The organism is Tardiphaga sp. 862_B3_N4_1 (assembly GCF_051811085.1).
Lineage (GTDB): Bacteria > Pseudomonadota > Alphaproteobacteria > Rhizobiales > Xanthobacteraceae > Tardiphaga > Tardiphaga robiniae.
Genome location: NZ_JBPWQB010000001.1, coordinates 3,121,998 through 3,138,242 on the forward strand (window position 1 = coordinate 3,121,998; position 16,245 = coordinate 3,138,242).

General features: G+C 61.6%; 18 protein-coding genes. 11 read left to right on the plus strand and 7 right to left on the minus strand.

What is annotated here, in order from left to right; genetic code table 11:
* Positions 1-82: 82 nt before the first annotated feature.
* From AB8B02_RS14895 to AB8B02_RS14910, 4 genes are all read left to right on the plus strand, one after another.
* Positions 83-1,471: a serine hydrolase domain-containing protein gene (locus AB8B02_RS14895; protein ID WP_439064295.1), complete on the plus strand. Its 1,389-nt coding sequence runs from the start codon at positions 83-85 to the stop codon at positions 1,469-1,471.
* Positions 1,472-1,593: 122 nt separating this feature from the next.
* Positions 1,594-2,373, plus strand: a complete 780-nt coding sequence (locus AB8B02_RS14900) for an NAD kinase (protein WP_093762060.1) — start codon at positions 1,594-1,596, stop codon at positions 2,371-2,373.
* Positions 2,374-2,460: 87 nt separating this feature from the next.
* A complete protein-coding gene (locus AB8B02_RS14905) occupies positions 2,461-3,006 on the plus strand; it encodes a response regulator (protein ID WP_068731951.1) in 546 nt (181 codons plus the stop codon).
* 25 nt (positions 3,007-3,031) lie between these two features.
* Complete coding sequence (locus tag AB8B02_RS14910; RefSeq protein ID WP_439064296.1) at positions 3,032-3,613, plus strand: Hpt domain-containing protein; 582 nt, start codon at positions 3,032-3,034, stop codon at positions 3,611-3,613.
* A 114-nt stretch (positions 3,614-3,727) separates the two neighbouring features.
* Here the strand turns inward: AB8B02_RS14910 and AB8B02_RS14915 are convergent, their stop codons facing one another.
* Both AB8B02_RS14915 and AB8B02_RS14920 read right to left on the minus strand, forming a co-directional pair.
* Positions 3,728-4,900, minus strand: coding sequence for a DUF2336 domain-containing protein (locus AB8B02_RS14915; RefSeq protein ID WP_093762054.1), 1,173 nt, complete (start codon positions 4,898-4,900; stop codon positions 3,728-3,730).
* Between the two features lie 296 nt (positions 4,901-5,196).
* Positions 5,197-6,186 carry a transglycosylase SLT domain-containing protein gene (locus AB8B02_RS14920; protein ID WP_093762052.1) on the minus strand — a complete coding sequence of 330 codons (990 nt, stop codon included), beginning with the start codon at positions 6,184-6,186 and terminating at the stop codon, positions 5,197-5,199.
* A 226-nt stretch (positions 6,187-6,412) separates the two neighbouring features.
* Here AB8B02_RS14920 and AB8B02_RS14925 point away from each other — a divergent pair, with 226 nt between their 5' ends.
* Positions 6,413-7,108 carry a hypothetical protein gene (locus AB8B02_RS14925; protein ID WP_439064297.1) on the plus strand — a complete coding sequence of 232 codons (696 nt, stop codon included), beginning with the start codon at positions 6,413-6,415 and terminating at the stop codon, positions 7,106-7,108.
* Positions 7,109-7,126: 18 nt separating this feature from the next.
* On the opposite strand, the gene hisI is transcribed toward AB8B02_RS14925, so the two are convergent.
* Entirely contained in the window at positions 7,127-7,567 is a 441-nt protein-coding gene (gene hisI, locus AB8B02_RS14930) for a phosphoribosyl-AMP cyclohydrolase (RefSeq protein WP_231080212.1), read from the minus strand.
* Between the two features lie 103 nt (positions 7,568-7,670).
* Positions 7,671-8,393, minus strand: coding sequence for a GTP cyclohydrolase I FolE (gene folE, locus AB8B02_RS14935; protein ID WP_089264896.1), 723 nt, complete (start codon positions 8,391-8,393; stop codon positions 7,671-7,673).
* Between the two features lie 487 nt (positions 8,394-8,880).
* Here folE and AB8B02_RS14940 point away from each other — a divergent pair, with 487 nt between their 5' ends.
* Together AB8B02_RS14940 and AB8B02_RS14945 are read left to right on the plus strand one after the other, a co-directional pair.
* Positions 8,881-9,411 (plus strand): hypothetical protein, encoded by a 531-nt coding sequence (locus AB8B02_RS14940; protein ID WP_439064298.1) that lies wholly within the window; start codon positions 8,881-8,883, stop codon positions 9,409-9,411.
* A 339-nt stretch (positions 9,412-9,750) separates the two neighbouring features.
* Positions 9,751-10,215, plus strand: coding sequence for an iron-sulfur cluster assembly scaffold protein (locus AB8B02_RS14945; protein ID WP_439064299.1), 465 nt, complete (start codon positions 9,751-9,753; stop codon positions 10,213-10,215).
* Positions 10,216-10,226: 11 nt separating this feature from the next.
* Here AB8B02_RS14945 and AB8B02_RS14950 read toward each other — a convergent pair whose 3' ends face one another.
* Positions 10,227-11,165, minus strand: coding sequence for a hypothetical protein (locus AB8B02_RS14950; protein ID WP_439064648.1), 939 nt, complete (start codon positions 11,163-11,165; stop codon positions 10,227-10,229).
* A gap of 237 nt (positions 11,166-11,402) precedes the next feature.
* Between AB8B02_RS14950 and yidD the strand changes: the two genes are divergently transcribed.
* Entirely contained in the window at positions 11,403-11,741 is a 339-nt protein-coding gene (gene yidD / locus AB8B02_RS14955; RefSeq protein WP_093762046.1) for a membrane protein insertion efficiency factor YidD, read from the plus strand.
* Here the strand turns inward: yidD and AB8B02_RS14960 are convergent.
* Positions 11,738-12,184 (minus strand): DUF3574 domain-containing protein, encoded by a 447-nt coding sequence (locus AB8B02_RS14960; RefSeq protein ID WP_439064300.1) that lies wholly within the window; start codon positions 12,182-12,184, stop codon positions 11,738-11,740. The genes yidD and AB8B02_RS14960 overlap by 4 nt on opposite strands.
* 127 nt (positions 12,185-12,311) lie before the next feature.
* Between AB8B02_RS14960 and AB8B02_RS14965 the strand changes: the two genes are divergently transcribed.
* Positions 12,312-12,638, plus strand: coding sequence for a GrlR family regulatory protein (locus AB8B02_RS14965; RefSeq protein ID WP_093762042.1), 327 nt, complete (start codon positions 12,312-12,314; stop codon positions 12,636-12,638).
* Here AB8B02_RS14965 and AB8B02_RS14970 read toward each other — a convergent pair.
* Entirely contained in the window at positions 12,635-13,759 is a 1,125-nt protein-coding gene (locus tag AB8B02_RS14970; protein WP_439064649.1) for an MFS transporter, read from the minus strand. The genes AB8B02_RS14965 and AB8B02_RS14970 overlap by 4 nt on opposite strands.
* A gap of 197 nt (positions 13,760-13,956) precedes the next feature.
* On the opposite strand from AB8B02_RS14970, the gene thrS reads away from it, so the two are divergent.
* Together thrS and AB8B02_RS14980 are read left to right on the plus strand one after the other, a co-directional pair.
* Positions 13,957-15,990, plus strand: coding sequence for a threonine--tRNA ligase (gene thrS, locus AB8B02_RS14975; protein ID WP_439064301.1), 2,034 nt, complete (start codon positions 13,957-13,959; stop codon positions 15,988-15,990).
* Positions 15,991-15,994: 4 nt separating this feature from the next.
* A complete protein-coding gene (locus AB8B02_RS14980; RefSeq protein WP_439064302.1) occupies positions 15,995-16,207 on the plus strand; it encodes a hypothetical protein in 213 nt (70 codons plus the stop codon).
* The last annotated feature ends 38 nt before the right edge of the window (positions 16,208-16,245 follow it).

Genomic DNA, 16,245 nt, shown 5'->3' on the forward strand with positions numbered 1-16,245 from the left:
TTCGGATTGTGCCGGCTTTGTTATGGCTGAGAGATCTGTTCATATTCGCGGCTGCGACGCTCTCCTCACATTGAGACCTCTGATGGATCCCTGGCTGAAGCCCGCACTCGACTACATCCACGACTGGCTCTCATTCCAGATGGCAACGACGCAGCAACCCGGCTGCCTCGTGGCCATCGCGCATCGCGGCAAGATCGTCGCTGAATATGCCTTCGGTCACGCCGACCTCGCGACCGGCGAGAAGCTGACGCCGCGGCATCGCTTCCGGATCGCCTCGCATTCCAAAAGCTTCACATCTGCCGGACTGATGAAGCTCCGCGAGCAACGCAAATTGCGCCTCGACGATCCCGTTGGCGACCATGTGAAAGGCCTGCATCCGCAGGTCGCTGCAACGACTATCGGACAATTACTGTCGCATAGCGCCGGCCTCACGCGCGACGGCGTCGATGCCGGGCAGTTCATCGACAGCCGCCCCTATCTCGACAAGAAGGAGCTATTGTCCGAGCTGCAGCAACCGCCCGCGATTGCGCCCGGCACGCGGCTGAAATATTCCAACCATGGCTTTGGCCTGCTCGGCCTCGTCATCGAAGCTGTCACCGGCGAGCCCTATCGCGACTGGATCAGGCGCGAGATCATTGATGCGGTCGGCCTGCGCGAGACCCAGCCCGACATGCCGCTGGCAAAGGGCGCGCCCCTCGCACAAGGTCATACGCCGCGGCTTCCGCTCGACCGCCGTCTGGTCATTCCCGGCGACACGCCGTGCCACGCCATCACGCCTGCTGCGGGCTTCGTCAGCACCGCAGCCGACGTCGCGCGCTTCTTCGCGCAGCTTGCACCCAATGCAAAGCACAGCGTGCTGTCTGCGGCGGGCCGGCGTGAGATGACGCGGCGGCACTGGCGCAATCCGCACGCAACTATCGAGAGCTATTACGGCCTCGGCACCATGAACGGCACCACCGCCGGCTGGGACTGGTTCGGCCACAATGGCGGATTTCATGGCTATATCTCGCGCACCGCCGTGATCCCGGCCTGCGAGCTGACGATCTCGGTTTTCACCAATGCGACCGACGGCTGGGCGCCCATCTGGGTTGATGGCGCCATGCATATCCTGCGCGCATTCGCCCAGCGCGGCGCGCCGCAGAAGCGTGTCCGCGACTGGACGGGACGCATGTGGACCTCATGGAGCGCGTTTGATCTGGTGCCCATCGGAGACCGGGTGCTGGTCGCCACGCCTCAGGCGATCAATCCCTTCATGGACGTCGCCGAGATCGAGGTGACCGGCAAGGACAAGGGCACGATCGCCGCGGCCGCGGGTTATTCCAGTTATGGGGAAGCAGTCCGGAGGGTCCGTGGCAAGACCGGGAAAGTGACCGAGGTTTGGCTCGCCGGCAGCAAATTAAGGCCCGAAAAGGCGGTCGCGGAGGAGCTGACCCGCAAATATGGAGCAACCGGGCGCCGCTCGCCCCGTTAACGATGCGGCGCTCCCTGCAGCCCGGCCGTCTCAAAGACCTGCTATCCTTTCGCTCGACAAGCCCCAGCGAGGTCGGCTAGACGACCCCGCGCAATCACGCAGCATGAGCCGGCGATCCCCTGATGAACCCGTCCAAGCGCTATGACCGGATCGCCTTCGTGGCCAGTACCAGCGGTGAAGCGCAGGCAGCGCTCGACCAGCTGACGCAGCTCTATGGCAATGCCGATCCGGAAACCGCCGATATCATCGTCGCGCTGGGTGGCGACGGATTGATGCTGAAGACGCTGCATGACTTCATGCGCACGGGCAAACCGATCTACGGCATGCATCGCGGCACCGTCGGTTTCCTGATGAACGAGTTCTCGACGCTTGATCTGCATGCGCGCCTCACCGCGGCGCGCGAGACGCTGATCAACCCGCTGCTGATGCGCGCCACGGACGTCCATGGCGGCGTACACATCCATCACGCCATCAACGAGGTCTCGCTGTTTCGCCAGACGCATCAACTGGCGCGCCTGCGCATCCTCATCGATGAACGCGAACGGATGGCCGAACTTGCCGCCGATGGCATCCTCGTGGCGACGCCGGCCGGCTCAACCGCCTATAACCTGTCGGCGCAGGGTCCGATCCTGCCGATCAATGCCGCGCTGCTGGCGCTGACGCCGATCAGCGCGTTCCGCCCACGGCGCTGGCGCGGCGCACTACTTCCCAATACGGCGATCGTCGCGATCGAGGTGCTGGAAGGCGAAAAACGCCCGGTGGCCGCCGTCGCCGACAACGAGGAAGCCCGCGACGTCCGGCGGGTCGAAATCATCTCCGACAAGTCGATCTCGATGCGCATGATGTTCGACCCCGGCCACAGTCTGGAAGAACGCATCCTGAGCGAACAGTTCGGATATTGAGGCGCCTGCCCGCCTCAACCATTCGTTAAGACGCAACGCGGTATGGTTAACGTCGGGTAACGGTCCCAGCCCGGTTCGAGCCGCATCATGTTCCGTATCGACTTCAACAAGCTGCGTTTTCTGGTCTGCGACGACAATCCGCACATGCGGCGCATCCTGCGCACGCTGCTGCATTCGTTCGGCGCCCGCGAAGTCTATGAAGCCGAGGACGGCGCCACGGCGCTGGAAATGTACAGCCATTACGTCCCCGACATCGTGATCGCCGACTGGGCGATGCCGATTTTCGACGGGCTGGAACTGGCGCAGATGATCCGGCAGCCGGATTCCAAGGGCAATCCCTACGCACCGATCATCATGCTGACCGGCCACTCCGAGAAGCGTCGCATCACCATGGCGCGCGATGCCGGCGTCACCGAATTTCTGGCCAAGCCGATTTCGGCCAAGGGCCTCTATCTGCGCATCATGAGCGTGGTCGCGCATCCCCGCCCCTTCATCAAGACGAAGAACTATTTCGGGCCCGACCGCCGCCGCAACACCACCGTCGCCTATATCGGACCGGAACGCCGCAATGGCGGTGAAGCCGAGGTTCTGCAGCAGCCGTCGCTGCTGGATAAAGCCCGTGTCACTGGCTAGCGCAATGTTCGGAGAAACGACGACCATGGCCAAGAACAAAGCGCCGGCGCCGCCGAAGGTGCAGGCTTTCGCCGATCACCAGGTCATCACGCCGCCGAACACACTGAAGCACGCGATCCGCCGCGTGATCGATCGCGAGCTCGACGATCCCGTCGCGCGCGCCGAACAGGCTCTGGCCAATCTCTCCGGCGAGTTCAAGACCTGGATGCGCAGCGAATGCGACCGCCTCGCCGCAGCACATACCACGATCCTGAAAAAGGGCTTCGATACGCACACCCGCGGCGAGCTGTTTCGTGCGGCGCACGACATCAAGGGCGACGCCTCGACCTTCGGCTTTCCCGCGGCCGGTGTGGCCGCCGAAAGTCTGTGCCGGATTCTCGAACACGCCCCGGATCTCGATGCGGTGCCGCCGGATCTGATCCAGCACCATATCGATGCGATCCAGGCCATCGTGCGCGAGCACAACACCATTGAGAAGGCCGGCGTAGCCAACGAACTCAGCGCCCGCCTGCGTGCCGTCGCGGATGATTATCTGACGGTCGTCAATCGCGATCGGCCGGACCATCTCGAGATGATCTCGGCGCCGAGCATCGTACCGAAAGAATAGCTGCTTTCGTAGGATGGGTAGAGCGCAGCGAAACCCATCACAGCAATTCCAGAAGATGATGGGTTTCGCGAAGACGCTCTACCCATCCTACGGCTTCATGGCGATTTTGGATACTTACGCCGCGATCAGCTGATACTCGTCGCGCGCATTCGCCTGTTCGGCCAGTTCATCGCAGAACACCCGCGCTTCCTCGCGAGCCGATTCCGTCGCGAAACGCCGCAGCAGGATCAACAGCGGCTCGGACGCCGCCTCGTCGGTTTCGCACACCGTCAACACCCGCTCGACCATGCGACGACGCAGCCGCACGGCGCCGCCGACAGAACCGATGAAACCGATTTCGTTGCGCGCAGCCAGCGCGGCGCGGAAGGCAGGGAATGTCGACTCCGGCAGACCTGCGCGGGCAAGCAATGCGTTCAGCCCGGCACCGACGCCGTCATAGACCAGCGCGGCCACGCGGCTCTGCGGCAGGCCGGACAGCTCCACCAGCGCCTGGTCGAACAGGTCGAGATTGCCGGACAGCAGGGCACGGAGGATCAGGCCGACGGTCAGTTGCCCGGCTTCGCGCAGGTGATGGACGAGATCACGCATCTCGTCGCCGCGCGAACGCGACGCAATGTTGACCGTGGAGCGCGCCATCGCCTCGTCGGCAATGCGCTCGGCACGATCCGGCGACAGCCAGTTCCGTGCAACGACAAAGCGGGTCAGTGTTTCGGAGAGCTTGGCCACCAGCGCGAGACGCGTCGTGGCCGGCAGGTCGCCAAGGGCCAGCATCGCTTCGCGGATGGCGGCGAGATGACCGTGACGCTCGACGATACGGTCCCAGGAGAATTGCGCCAGTTCGGCATACGGATTTTCAATGAGTTCGAGCGCAGCCGCGGCAGAGCCGACTTCGGCAATGGCGGCGCAGATCGAAATCGGCAGATTGATGCGGCGCGCGACCGCGCATTGCAGTTCGCTGTTCCCCGTCGCGACGATGTCGACCAGATCGGCATCGATCAGCAGCGGCGAATGTTCGAGCACTGGAAGCGACACACAGGGCTGATCCACCGACAGCGCCTGCACGATGGCCGGGGGCGCCGACGGCGCACGGGCAAAAACCTGCGCCATGGCCTGGCGCACCAGCGGCGATGCGTCATCGAGCAGCATCAGCAGCGCGCCTTCGGCGGCGGCACGGTCGTCGTCTGAAAGATCAGAAAAAATCCAGGCCCGCGCCAAAGAGCGCGTTGCCTCTGCCCGCTCGCTGGCTGGAGCGGTCCGTACCCAACTGATGAACTGCCGAACAATCATGGTTCTGCCAGCCTACGCAACAAGATCAACACCGAAACGCGATGCCACTGTCAGAGAAAATAAACCATCCCACTTAACAAACGGTTCACCATAAGCTTATGGGTTTGTTGAGGTTTTATTAAGGGATCGGACACGCGGGGAAATCTGTGGCTCCCGGTGAATATCACACACTCCGCCCTCATCCTGAGGAGCGCGCCCTTGCGCGCGTCTCGAAGGATGGCCGCTAGCGGCGATGCCTGCCAACAGCCCATGGTTCGAGACGGCGCTGCGCGCCTCCTCACCATGAGGGGACGGAGCTAACTACTAAAAGTTCCGGCGCGATCGCTGAACAGATCGAGCGGCTTGGGCACGCCGACTTCAGGTGCCTTCGGCAGCGACGTGGACGTCAGTGACGTGCGGTTGCCCCACAATTCCTGCACGGCCGGCGACACAGGTTGCGCACGATCACCGCCCTGGAACAGCGACCGGAAAATCGGCTGTTCCTGCACAGCCGTCGATGACTGATCGGATGCAAAGCTTGCGACCTGCGCCGTGCTCAGATCCGGGAAGCGCGACAGGAACGTCGCATTGCTGGACGGCGTCAGTGGCGAGACTGCCTGCGCCGTCACCACACCCGCAGATGCCATCGCCGTCCGCGTCGCCGTGGAATTCGCAGCACTGTCATAGCGCGCCGACAGCACCGAATAGACCTGCGACACGCTGCGTGCGCTGCCGCTCTGATCGTAGAAGATTGGCCGGTTCGCTGCGGCGGCATTCGGGAACAGCGCAGCGCCCGATGCGCTCGGATTGTTCGCCGCATTGTTGATCAGCTTCGATGCACCACTGACGCCCATGAAATGCGCCATATAGAGTTCGGCATCGCTGGGACGACGACCGATCTCGCCAGTGAGTTTGAAACTGTTGGACTGCGTCAGCACGCCGGCCATCGCTGAACTCGCGACGGGATCGTCACGCAGTTTCAGGATCTCAGCCTTCGCAGCGGGATCGCTCACCGAATAACTTCCCGACGGCGACTTGGTGATGGCGTCGGCATATTTGCCGTAGCCGAGCTGCGTGCCGGCTTCCTTCACGGTGCCGAGCCAGGTCTGCTCGATGAACTGGAACAGGCCCTTGGCCGAGGATGTCGAAGCCGTGGCCGAGGGATTGAAATTGGATTCCATCTTGGCGGTGGCGAGCAGATATTCGAAGCTCGTGCCCGTGGTGCCGGCAGCATTCTTGATCGCGCCGGTCACCTGACTGCGCGTTGACGAGAGTGCTGATGCGAGGTTGGTCGCGTCGACCGCCATAGTGTGGTGCCCCGCTGCCGCGACATGACCACCGGGAATCGTGCCCTGTCAGCCGTGCGGAAGCCGCGGACACAGTGGGACATTCATGGTTAACGAAACGCTAAGGCGGTTTTGGCGCCCAACACCTCCATCCATGGTTGAATATTTTACAGAGCATTAACGCGAGGGTGTTTCCGTATGTGTCTGACGGAGATTCGCTCCGTCGGCAGCGGGAATGGAGCTCACGATGGTTGCGGTCGCAAACGGCGCAAACGCGCATTCGACGTCGACCCAACAGTGGGACAAAGCGGCCCCCGCCGCCGTTGCGCCCGCCAAGCCATCCGTCTCATCCGACAAGCCTGCATCTGCGCCGACAGCCCCTGCCGCCTTCGTATCGCTGTCAGACCGCGCCAAGGCGATTATCGAAAAGGCCAAGGCCGATCAGGCCGCGACCGAGGGACTCACCGATACATTCGACGAAATGCTGACGAAGCGGACCGACGCCCTGGCCGACCGCCTCTCCAAAGCGTTCGAGAAAATGAACATCCCGCCGGAATATGCGACGCATATGAAGGTCGACAAATTCGGCAACGTGACTGCCGAAGGCCCCTGGAAGGCCAAGATAGAGAAGATGTTCAGCGACGATCCGGCGCTCGCTAAGGAGATGAAGGAAGTCTCGGGCCTGAATGCCCTGAAGGCGGCGCAAGCTTCGCTCGATCTCTATAACGAGCAGAAAAAATCGACCAATAGTGAAGCGAAACAGGCGGAAGCCTGGAAGAACTACAATATCCGTTCGATGAACATCCAGACCCTGTCTGGCGTCATGACCATGAAGGACGGCAAGCTCCGGTCGGCGGCGGTCGATTACATGAACATGATCGCCGATCCAACCGGCATCAGCGCCGCCAAATCCCGGCAGGATTTCGCCAGCCGGCTGGCGTGACCCAAGATCGGAGCCAGTTCAGCTTCCGTAGACCGACGCCGGATCGAACACCTTGTCCGCATCGATGAACGAGACCTTCGCTGCCCCGCCCTCGCCCTTGGTGATCGCGCGGTAGAAGCATGAGCGACGGCCGGTGTGGCAGGCGGCTCCGCCGATCTGCTCGACCTTGATCCAGATCGCATCCTGGTCGCAATCCATCCGCATCTCGACCACGCGCTGGGTCTTGCCCGAGCTCTCGCCCTTGCGCCATAGCGCCTTGCGCGAACGGCTATAATACCAGGCATCGCCGGTTTCGATAGTGTTGCGCAGCGCCTCTTCATTCATATGCGCCACCATCAACACGTCGCCATTCGCCACGTCGGTCGTCACGACGGTAACGAGACCGGCAGCGTCGAATTTCGGCGTGAGCACGAGGCCTTCTTCGAGATCATGGCTGTGCGCGTGCGATGTATTGGACACGGGAAAATCTCTCGCTGTGGTCGTCAAACGAAAATCGGGCGCCTGATGCGCCCGATAGTCTAGCAGCAAATCACGATCGTCGCGCGATCAGCGCGACGTGGGTTTAGCGCGACATGGACTGGATCATCGACATGAACCGCGCCTGCTCGGCAGGATTGTCGCGGAAATTGCCGGTGAAACGCGTGGTGAAAGTGCGCGAGCCTTCCTTGCGGATACCGCGGGCCGACATGCAGGTGTGCTCAGCCTCGACCATCACGGCAACGCCGCGCGGCTTCAGCACTTCATCGACCGCGGCAGCCAGCTGCGCGGTCAGATGCTCCTGAGTCTGCAGCCGATGGCCGAAGATATCCACGAGACGCGCCAGCTTGGAGAGACCGACGACACGCTCCACCGGTGTATAGGCAATATGCGCCTTGCCGTAGAACGGCATCATGTGATGCTCGCAATGGGAGACGAAGGCCATGTCGCGGATCAGCACGAAATCGTCATAGCCCGCGGTCTCGCCGAAGGTCCGATTCAGAACCTCGGCCGGGCACTGATGATAGCCCTGGAACAGCTCGTCATAGGCCTCGACCACGCGCCGCGGGGTGTCCATGAGGCCTTCACGCTGCGGATTCTCGCCGATATAGGCGAGCAACGTCTGCACGGCCTGCTCTGCCTCGGCGCGCGAGGGTCGCAGCTGGTCGGGATTTACCGCCGCAGCGAGAAATTCGGCGGGATCGAGCTCCGCCGGCCGGAATTCCTGCACTTTGCTCTCGGCAGATCTGACTTCAGAAGATTTGCCATCCGGGGATTTGCCGCGAAGCGGCTTGATCACAGCGTCCATCTTTACTCCGTTCGACCGGCCCCACGGGAGGCCGGAGTGTCACCGGGCAGACGGGGCGGCAAGGCCGCCGGACGCCTGAGTCCGTCAATAAAACATCGTCTTGCGACAATAACACCGAGGCCGCCGAACTGAATTCTCAAATTCCGGCGATCTGGAGAACGCCCGGCGCTCTGTTCGCCGGGCTCCGCCCTATATAGTGGACCATTACGACCGTTGCCAGCCATCAGGCTACCCACTCATCACATTTAAATCGTTGGTCTTTTTCCTATTATTCCCAGCACGCCATTCAAGGGCAATGCGGGCAGTTCCCATGTGAGCCTAGGGTGATGACCCGATACTTCAGAACGGCGCGGAGGAACAATCTTGGCAGCGCGCATCGCGTCAAACAGCTCCCCGCGCGACTCTTATGGAGGACGCTGGTTCGGAGGGAGGTGCGAGAAACAGCGCGAACGATCCGTAACCCAGGCATTGGTTGGAGGAAAAGGCGATGGCGGCATCCTGCAAGTATGAAATCAGCATTCTGAAACACGACGAGCAAGAAATCGTTCTTGCTACTCATCATCCCGCCATCGGCGAATTAACGCGCGACAAGCTGGAGAGCCTTCGTTCGAGGCTACAGGATTTTCATGGCAAGGAGCACACCCTAGCGCGGCACCGACAGCGCGAAGCAAGAGGAAAAGCCGAACCGAGGGGCAGCAGCTTTTCGGGAACAGCCGAGCATGCAACTCAGCGCAAGCAAGTCTTCGTTGCTGCTATAAAACGCGTTAGCAAGGAGCTAAAGCGCCTGCAGAACTTCGAAGCAAAAAAGGAACTCGGAGAGGCCGCCAGGCGCGCATTGGCGCTGCGCCGGGCACAGCAATTCTCTCGACCGCAGAATGATCTTCGCCCTGGTGAAGGAATGCGCTCCATCCCGAGCCGGCGCCGGAATATCAAGATTCCGCCTTCACGGATTGGGAGGGTGTCGCAGGCGAACAAGCGCGCGCAGGCTCGGCGCGACGTCAGCCGCGGAAGCGATTAAGCGGTGTGGAGGGATCCGAGATTCTTTTTTGTCCGTCCCAAGGACGAGCGCCGGCTGATCGGAGGCATCGAGCCTTTGGGTCTGTTCCCATCACAGATCGCATGTGATCCGATCGGCGTGCCTTCTTTCTGAAGATGTTGGGCGGTCGCTAGAGCGTCCCTACCTGACGGGGACGGCTGCGACGTGCAAAATCCGTGCGTCGCCAAAAACATAACTGCTCACAGACCATTGAAACTGCTGATCTTTTATTTCATGGAATGGACGCTATATAGAGTCGAGTTCCTCGCGCGCCAAAGACGTGATCCCGGTGACCGATGGTACAGTTAAGGTCCGAACCAGATGCTGAACGACATCTATAACAAGCGCATCATCGAGCTCGCCGGTAACATTCCCCGGCTGGGCCGCCTCCCTGCCCCCGATGCGTCAGCCACCGCCCATTCCAAGCTTTGCGGATCGACCGTCAAGATCGATCTCATGATGGATGCCGATGTGGTCACCGACTTCGCCCATGACGTGAAGGCCTGCGCCCTCGGCCAGGCCTCGTCGTCGATTATGGCGCGTCATGTGGTGGGCTCGACCGCCGGAGAATTGCGTGCGCTGCGCGAGACCGTGCGCAAGATGCTGAAGGAAAACGGCGCACCGCCATCGGACGGAAAGTGGGCAGATATCGCCCTGCTCGAACCGGTGCGCGACTACAAGGCGCGCCACGCCTCGACGCTTCTCACATTCGATGCGGTCGTGGACGCCATCGGGCAGATTGAAGCCAAGTCAAACGCCGGAGCCAGTCAGCCGACACCGGCGTAACGCCAGCGTGGCTATTTCCCTGACGGTGCCGATGCGACGCCGCCAGTCGGCACCGAGGCCTCGGCCGTCTTGGTCGACTTCGTCGAAGACACGACCGGCGCCGAAGCGACCGGGGTGTTTTCATTCTCCGGCCCGCTCACGAAACGATCCTGTACCGACTTCGGCACCAGTGATGCGACCGGCGCCTCCTGCTCGCGAGGCTCGGGCAACACATCACCGACACTATGGCTGGTGACCAGATTGGTCAGCTTCAATTCGGCTTCCGTAAGCCGATGCAGATCGTCCCACGGCGGCACGCTGAGCGACAATGACAAGAGATCGCCCGTGCCTCCCATCTCGAAGGTGTATTTGGCGAGACGGCCGATATCCCGCTCGACGATCATCAGATCGTTCGCCGTATAGCTCGCGGCCTTCGGATCGTCGGCCCGGTCGCCCATCCAGATTTGATGGACGCGTACAAGGGATTCCTCAGCCACATAGCGGGTCTTGCCCGCCAGCAGCAGAAACACGCACATGGACTCGCAATAGGCCTGCGGCACGACCGCCGGCTTCATGACGCCCGAGGACGATTGCAGGTCGACCGTGATACCGACTGTGGTGCGCAGACCAAGCTTGCGCCAGCGCCGGCCCATGGTGATGGCGTCATTGACCGAGCCGCCGCTGGAATCCAGCACCACTGTCGCGTCAGTCAGATCGCGGCCTTTGGAAAACTCGTCGAAATCCCTGACGGTGTCGCCGGTGACAATCCCCACCGCGCCGATCCAGCCACGGCAATTCGGCTCGCAGGCGACCCAGGTGAAGCGCATCGGGAGTTTGCGTTCTTCGAGAACGGCTGCAGCTTGGGCAGAGGACGCGACCGAAGCCAGCAGGCCGGCCGCGAGTCCGGGAAGAACGATGCAAAAGGCCGCGGCGCGAAACAGCGCCGAACTACCTGATCGAAGCGACCTCATACGTCCCAAGTCGGTTCCTTCCCCGCACTCTCATGAGCAATGGCAACGGCCCCAAACAACGCTCATGATTCTGTCACACGGGCGTTAAGTGAAAACCTAACGAGCTTCGCCGCAGCGTCCAGTTACTTTTGCTGCACTGCATGCAATAAATTGGCAGGTGTGTCTCCAATGCATAAGTAGATGGGTTCCATGCAAAGGAACCGGGCAAAACCCGGCTGATCTGATAGCAATCCGACCATGAAACATTCATCCATGTGCCCGAACTGCGTCGGTACTATTCAACGGCTGCCGCGCAATGCCGGTCGCGGCATGATCTGGATATACCGCCACACGCTGTCTCCGCTGGTCGGATACAATTGCCGTCATCTCCCGACCTGCTCGGTCTATGGCGACGAAGCGATCGAGCGCTACGGATTGTGGGCCGGCGGCTGGATGACACTGGCCCGGCTGCTCCGCTGCCAGCCATGGGGCACTTCGGGTATCGACAACGTGCCGGTCAAGCTGTCGCCCGATGCCCGTTGGTACACACCGTGGCGCTACGCGCGCTGGCGCGGTGTCAATGACGGCGCAAACTAGAAGCTTACGCAGACATTGCCGACCTTCGTGAGCACGGACTGCTGACTGAACTGCCGCTTATAGCTGTCCGCGATGGCAACGAGGTCGGCACGTTTCTGAGCGTCATCGGCGAAAGTGATCAGAACGACCTTTGCCCTTTCGCGGACATCAACATTACGCACGCCGTCGCGCCACTGCCCGTCTCCATCGATGACGGTGAGACCATCGGGAAAGCGGGGCGTGATTTCCCTTGCGACGAAATTTGCAAATGCAGATTCGCTGATACCAGGCCGATCGCCAATGTTGCGGCCGAAGATCATCTCCGCAGACACCATGATGCGCGACGGCGGCAGACAGGCTTGCGGCGACAGCCATGCACAGCCGCTCATCAGCACACTGACTGTTAATGTAGCAAGGCATGCGGAGAACAGTTGGCGGATATGTCGCGGCACGCCGAACCTCAAATTATCAAAGCTATTTTTACAAAATGCCTACTGGTGGGATTGTTGAATAACATTTGATACCATAGGGTGCCGCCACTTCATCTCGCCAAATTCATCTTCACTTAACATCACTGCCCGGGGCACTCAGGTGGAAGACGGCCTATACGAAGTACATTTTCATACTATTCATGGCACCGGGACCGGCGTCGTCTATGCAATCGGCGGAAAGCTGCGCGGCGGCAACTCCGCTTTCGCCTTCATGGGCAACTATCAAAACAGAGGCGAGACCATCTCTGTCAAGGTGTCATCGAAACGCTACAACCCGGATCAGAGCTTCAAGTCCGTGTTCGGCTTTGAAGGTGTCACACTGGCTTTGACCGGTCGCGTCAATGGCGACCTGCTCGATTTCGAAGGCAGTGCGCTACAATTGCCCGGCGTGCCGTTCAAGGCGCAACTGACCCGCATCTGCGACTAAGCGACACGTCCCGACATTTTACGGCTGAACGCGATGGCCACCAGTGCCGTCGTCAGGAAACCCATCGCGACAAACCCCGACGCGTGGAAGTATCCGCCGGCGAACAGCGCGCCACCGATGCCCGATCCAATCGCCTGGCCGACATAGAGCATCGATGTATTGAGCGAGACCGACGCCGCTCCGGCCGACGGTGCCGCCATGATCAAGCGGACCTGCTGCATCGAGGTGATGGCGCCGAAGCCGAGCCCCCAGATCGCGACGCCGAGCGCCATCGCGGGCAGATGGCCTGCGCCGAGCGTCCAGACCGTCATGCCAGCCAACACCAGCGATGTCGATAGAATGGAGGTCCTCAGCGGCCCCCAGCTATCGACGATCCGCGTCGCCGTCATGATGCCGAGAAAACCGCAGACGCCGTAGATCGCGAAGACGGATGCCGCTGCGTCGTGCCCTGCGCCCGCGAGACGTTCGAGCAGCGGCGCCATGAAGGTGAAAATCGAGAACTGCCCGGCGATCTGCAGCATGGTGATCGACAGCAACAACAGCACGAGCCGGTTGCGCGCCAGCGACGACCAAGTGCTGAGATCCACAGGCGCGCCGAACAGCCCGCGCGGTATCCGCCACACCAGCAACACGAGACTGATGCAACTCATTACGCCGACGCAGCCATAGACCTCGCGCCAGCCGAAGCGGCTGGCGATGAACGTCACCAGCGGCAGACCGACCGCAGCGGCGAGGGTCCAGCCGAGAAAGACGTAAGCGACGCTGCTACCCCGCTTCTCCGGCGGCACCAGCATGCCGACCACGCCTGCCGCCTGCGGAGTATACGGTGCCGCAGCGATGCACATCACCAGGCGGATAGCGAGCAGCACCGCATAGTTGGGCGCAAGGGCCGAAGCGAGATTGCACACGGCCACGACCGCGATGACGCCGATCAACATGTGCCGTCGCTCGATCCGGCTGGTCAGCCACGACATCAGGGGCGAGCAGATGCACAGCATCACTGCGCCGAAGGTGATCAAAAGCCCCGCCTCGCGGATCGTGACACCCAGCCCCGCCGACAGCTCGCCAAGCATCGCCGTCGGCCCCAGCAGGCCGATGCCGGTGACGAAATTGCCGATCATGAGTGCGGTGGGCGCGTAAGGGCGGGAGACTGTCAAGATATCGCATCTTATGGATGCAACTGCATGCAAGTCAAACCTGCAAGCCAAGCGTGCAAATCAGGTCAGCCAGACTGGTGTTGCAACGCCCGAATCGGCTGCTATACCGCTCGTCCGCTTACCTGCGCCCGTGTGCAGGAGTGAGCCACAGGAGAGAAGACATGACAGAGAATGAAGGCTCGGGATTCAAGTTCGGCCTCGCCAACCTCACCCCCGCCGAAACCAACAACATCACCGTTACTTTCCCGGACGGCGCCAAGCGCGAATTCGCCAAGGGCACGACCGGTTTCGAGATTGCCAAGGGCATCTCGCCGTCGCTGGCCAAGCGCACCGTTGCTATGGCGCTGGACGGCACCGTCTCGGATCTCTCCGATCCGATCGACGCCGACGCCAAGATCGATTTCATCAACCGCGACGACCCCCGCGCGCTGGAGCTGATCCGGCATGACGCGGCGCACGTGCTCGCCGAAGCCGTGCAGACGCTGTGGCCCGGCACCCAGGTGACCATCGGTCCGGTGATCGAGAACGGTTTCTATTACGACTTCTTCCGCAACGAGCCATTCACGCCCGAGGACTTCGGCGCGATTGAGAAGAAGATGCGCGAGATCATCGCGCGCGACAAACCGTTCACCAAGGACGTCTGGGATCGCGAGAAGACCAAGCAGGTATTCCGCGACAAGGGCGAAGCCTTCAAGGTCGAGCTGGTCGACGCCATTCCCGGCAACGAGCCGATCAAGATCTACTACCAGGGCGACTGGTTCGACCTCTGCCGCGGCCCGCATATGACGTCGGTCGGCAAGGTCGGCAACGCCTTCAAACTGATGAAGGTGGCCGGCGCCTATTGGCGCGGCGATAGCAACAATCCGATGCTCACGCGCATCTACGGCACGGCCTTCGCCAAGCAGGACGACCTCGACGCGTATCTGAAACAGATCGAGGAAGCGGAGAAGCGCGACCACCGTAAACTGGGTCGCGAACTCGATCTCTTCCACTTCCAGGAAGAAGGTCCGGGCGTCGTGTTCTGGCACCCCAAGGGCTGGACTATCTTCCAAGCGCTAATCGCCTATATGCGCCGCCGCCTCAATGGCGATTACAGCGAAGTCAATGCGCCGCAGATCCTCGACAAGGTGTTGTGGGAGACCTCAGGCCACTGGGAATGGTACCGCGAGAACATGTTCGCGGCGCAGTCCGCCGGCGACGAAGCCGAGGACAAGCGCTGGTTTGCGCTGAAGCCGATGAACTGCCCCGGCCATGTGCAGATCTTCAAGCATGGATTGAAGAGCTACCGCGACCTGCCATTGCGCCTCGCCGAATTTGGCGTCGTGCATCGCTATGAGCCGTCGGGCGCCATGCACGGCTTGATGCGCGTGCGCGGCTTCACCCAGGACGACGCCCATGTGTTCTGTACCGAGCAACAGCTCGCCGACGAATGCCTCAAGATCAACGATCTGATCCTGTCGACCTATTCCGACTTCGGCTTCGGCGACATCGTGGTCAAACTGTCGACGCGGCCGGAAAAGCGCGTCGGCACCGACGAGATGTGGGATCACGCCGAGCGCGTGATGGCCACCGTGCTGTCGGTGATCGAGAGCCAGTCCGGCGGTCGCATCAAGACCGAGATCAGCCCCGGCGAAGGCGCATTCTACGGACCGAAGTTCGAATATGTGCTGCGCGACGCCATCGGCCGCGACTGGCAGTGCGGCACCACGCAGGTCGACTTCAACCTGCCGGAGCGCTTCGGTGCGTTCTACATCGACGCCGACGGCTCGAAGAAGGCGCCGGTGATGGTGCATCGCGCGATCTGCGGCTCGATGGAGCGTTTCATTGGCATCCTGATCGAACACTTTGCCGGCAACTTCCCGCTCTGGCTGTCACCGGTGCAGGTGGTGGTCACAACGATCACCTCGGAAGGCGATGAATACGCCAAGGTCGTCGCCGCAGCCGCGCGCAAGGCCGGCCTCCGCGTCGAGATCGATCTGCGCAACGAGAAGATCAACTACAAGGTCCGCGAACACTCGCTGGCCAAGATCCCTGCTCTGCTCGTGGTCGGCAAGAAGGAAGCCGAAACCGGCCAGGTCTCGGTGCGCCGTCTCGGCAGCGATGGCCAAAAGGTGAGTTCGCTCGAAGAAGCCCTTGCCGCACTGGTCGACGAGGCGACACCGCCCGACGTGAAGCGCGCACTGGCAGAGGGCTGAGCCGATGAGCGACGATGAAGAGATCGAGATCGAGGCCTATCCGCTCCGATCCTATCAGGTGATCGCCGATCCCAACAGGCCGGACGTGGTCGCGCTGGCATTCGAGACTGAGCGTGGCCATAGCCTCTATCTGGCCTCGCGGGCCGTGCTGGAGGATCTGGGCCGTGATCTGCTGGACCGTGCCTCCAAGATGCCGGAGCACAAAAAGGTCAGCTAAGCGGATGCGCGCGGTCACAATCCGTCTAAATCAGCAAG

Coding starts and splice junctions, on each gene's coding strand:
- AB8B02_RS14895 (WP_439064295.1), top strand. CDS start 83: ATGGATCCCTGGCTGAAGCCCGCACTCGACTACATCCACGACTGGCTC.
- AB8B02_RS14900 (WP_093762060.1), top strand. CDS start 1,594: ATGAACCCGTCCAAGCGCTATGACCGGATCGCCTTCGTGGCCAGTACC.
- AB8B02_RS14905 (WP_068731951.1), top strand. CDS start 2,461: ATGTTCCGTATCGACTTCAACAAGCTGCGTTTTCTGGTCTGCGACGAC.
- AB8B02_RS14910 (WP_439064296.1), top strand. CDS start 3,032: ATGGCCAAGAACAAAGCGCCGGCGCCGCCGAAGGTGCAGGCTTTCGCC.
- AB8B02_RS14915 (WP_093762054.1), bottom strand. CDS start 4,900: ATGATTGTTCGGCAGTTCATCAGTTGGGTACGGACCGCTCCAGCCAGC.
- AB8B02_RS14920 (WP_093762052.1), bottom strand. CDS start 6,186: ATGGCGGTCGACGCGACCAACCTCGCATCAGCACTCTCGTCAACGCGC.
- AB8B02_RS14925 (WP_439064297.1), top strand. CDS start 6,413: ATGGTTGCGGTCGCAAACGGCGCAAACGCGCATTCGACGTCGACCCAA.
- folE (WP_089264896.1), bottom strand. CDS start 8,393: ATGGACGCTGTGATCAAGCCGCTTCGCGGCAAATCCCCGGATGGCAAA.
- AB8B02_RS14940 (WP_439064298.1), top strand. CDS start 8,881: ATGGCGGCATCCTGCAAGTATGAAATCAGCATTCTGAAACACGACGAG.
- AB8B02_RS14945 (WP_439064299.1), top strand. CDS start 9,751: ATGCTGAACGACATCTATAACAAGCGCATCATCGAGCTCGCCGGTAAC.
- AB8B02_RS14950 (WP_439064648.1), bottom strand. CDS start 11,165: ATGAGGTCGCTTCGATCAGGTAGTTCGGCGCTGTTTCGCGCCGCGGCC.
- yidD (WP_093762046.1), top strand. CDS start 11,403: ATGAAACATTCATCCATGTGCCCGAACTGCGTCGGTACTATTCAACGG.
- AB8B02_RS14970 (WP_439064649.1), bottom strand. CDS start 13,759: ATGATCGGCAATTTCGTCACCGGCATCGGCCTGCTGGGGCCGACGGCG.
- thrS (WP_439064301.1), top strand. CDS start 13,957: ATGACAGAGAATGAAGGCTCGGGATTCAAGTTCGGCCTCGCCAACCTC.
- AB8B02_RS14980 (WP_439064302.1), top strand. CDS start 15,995: ATGAGCGACGATGAAGAGATCGAGATCGAGGCCTATCCGCTCCGATCC.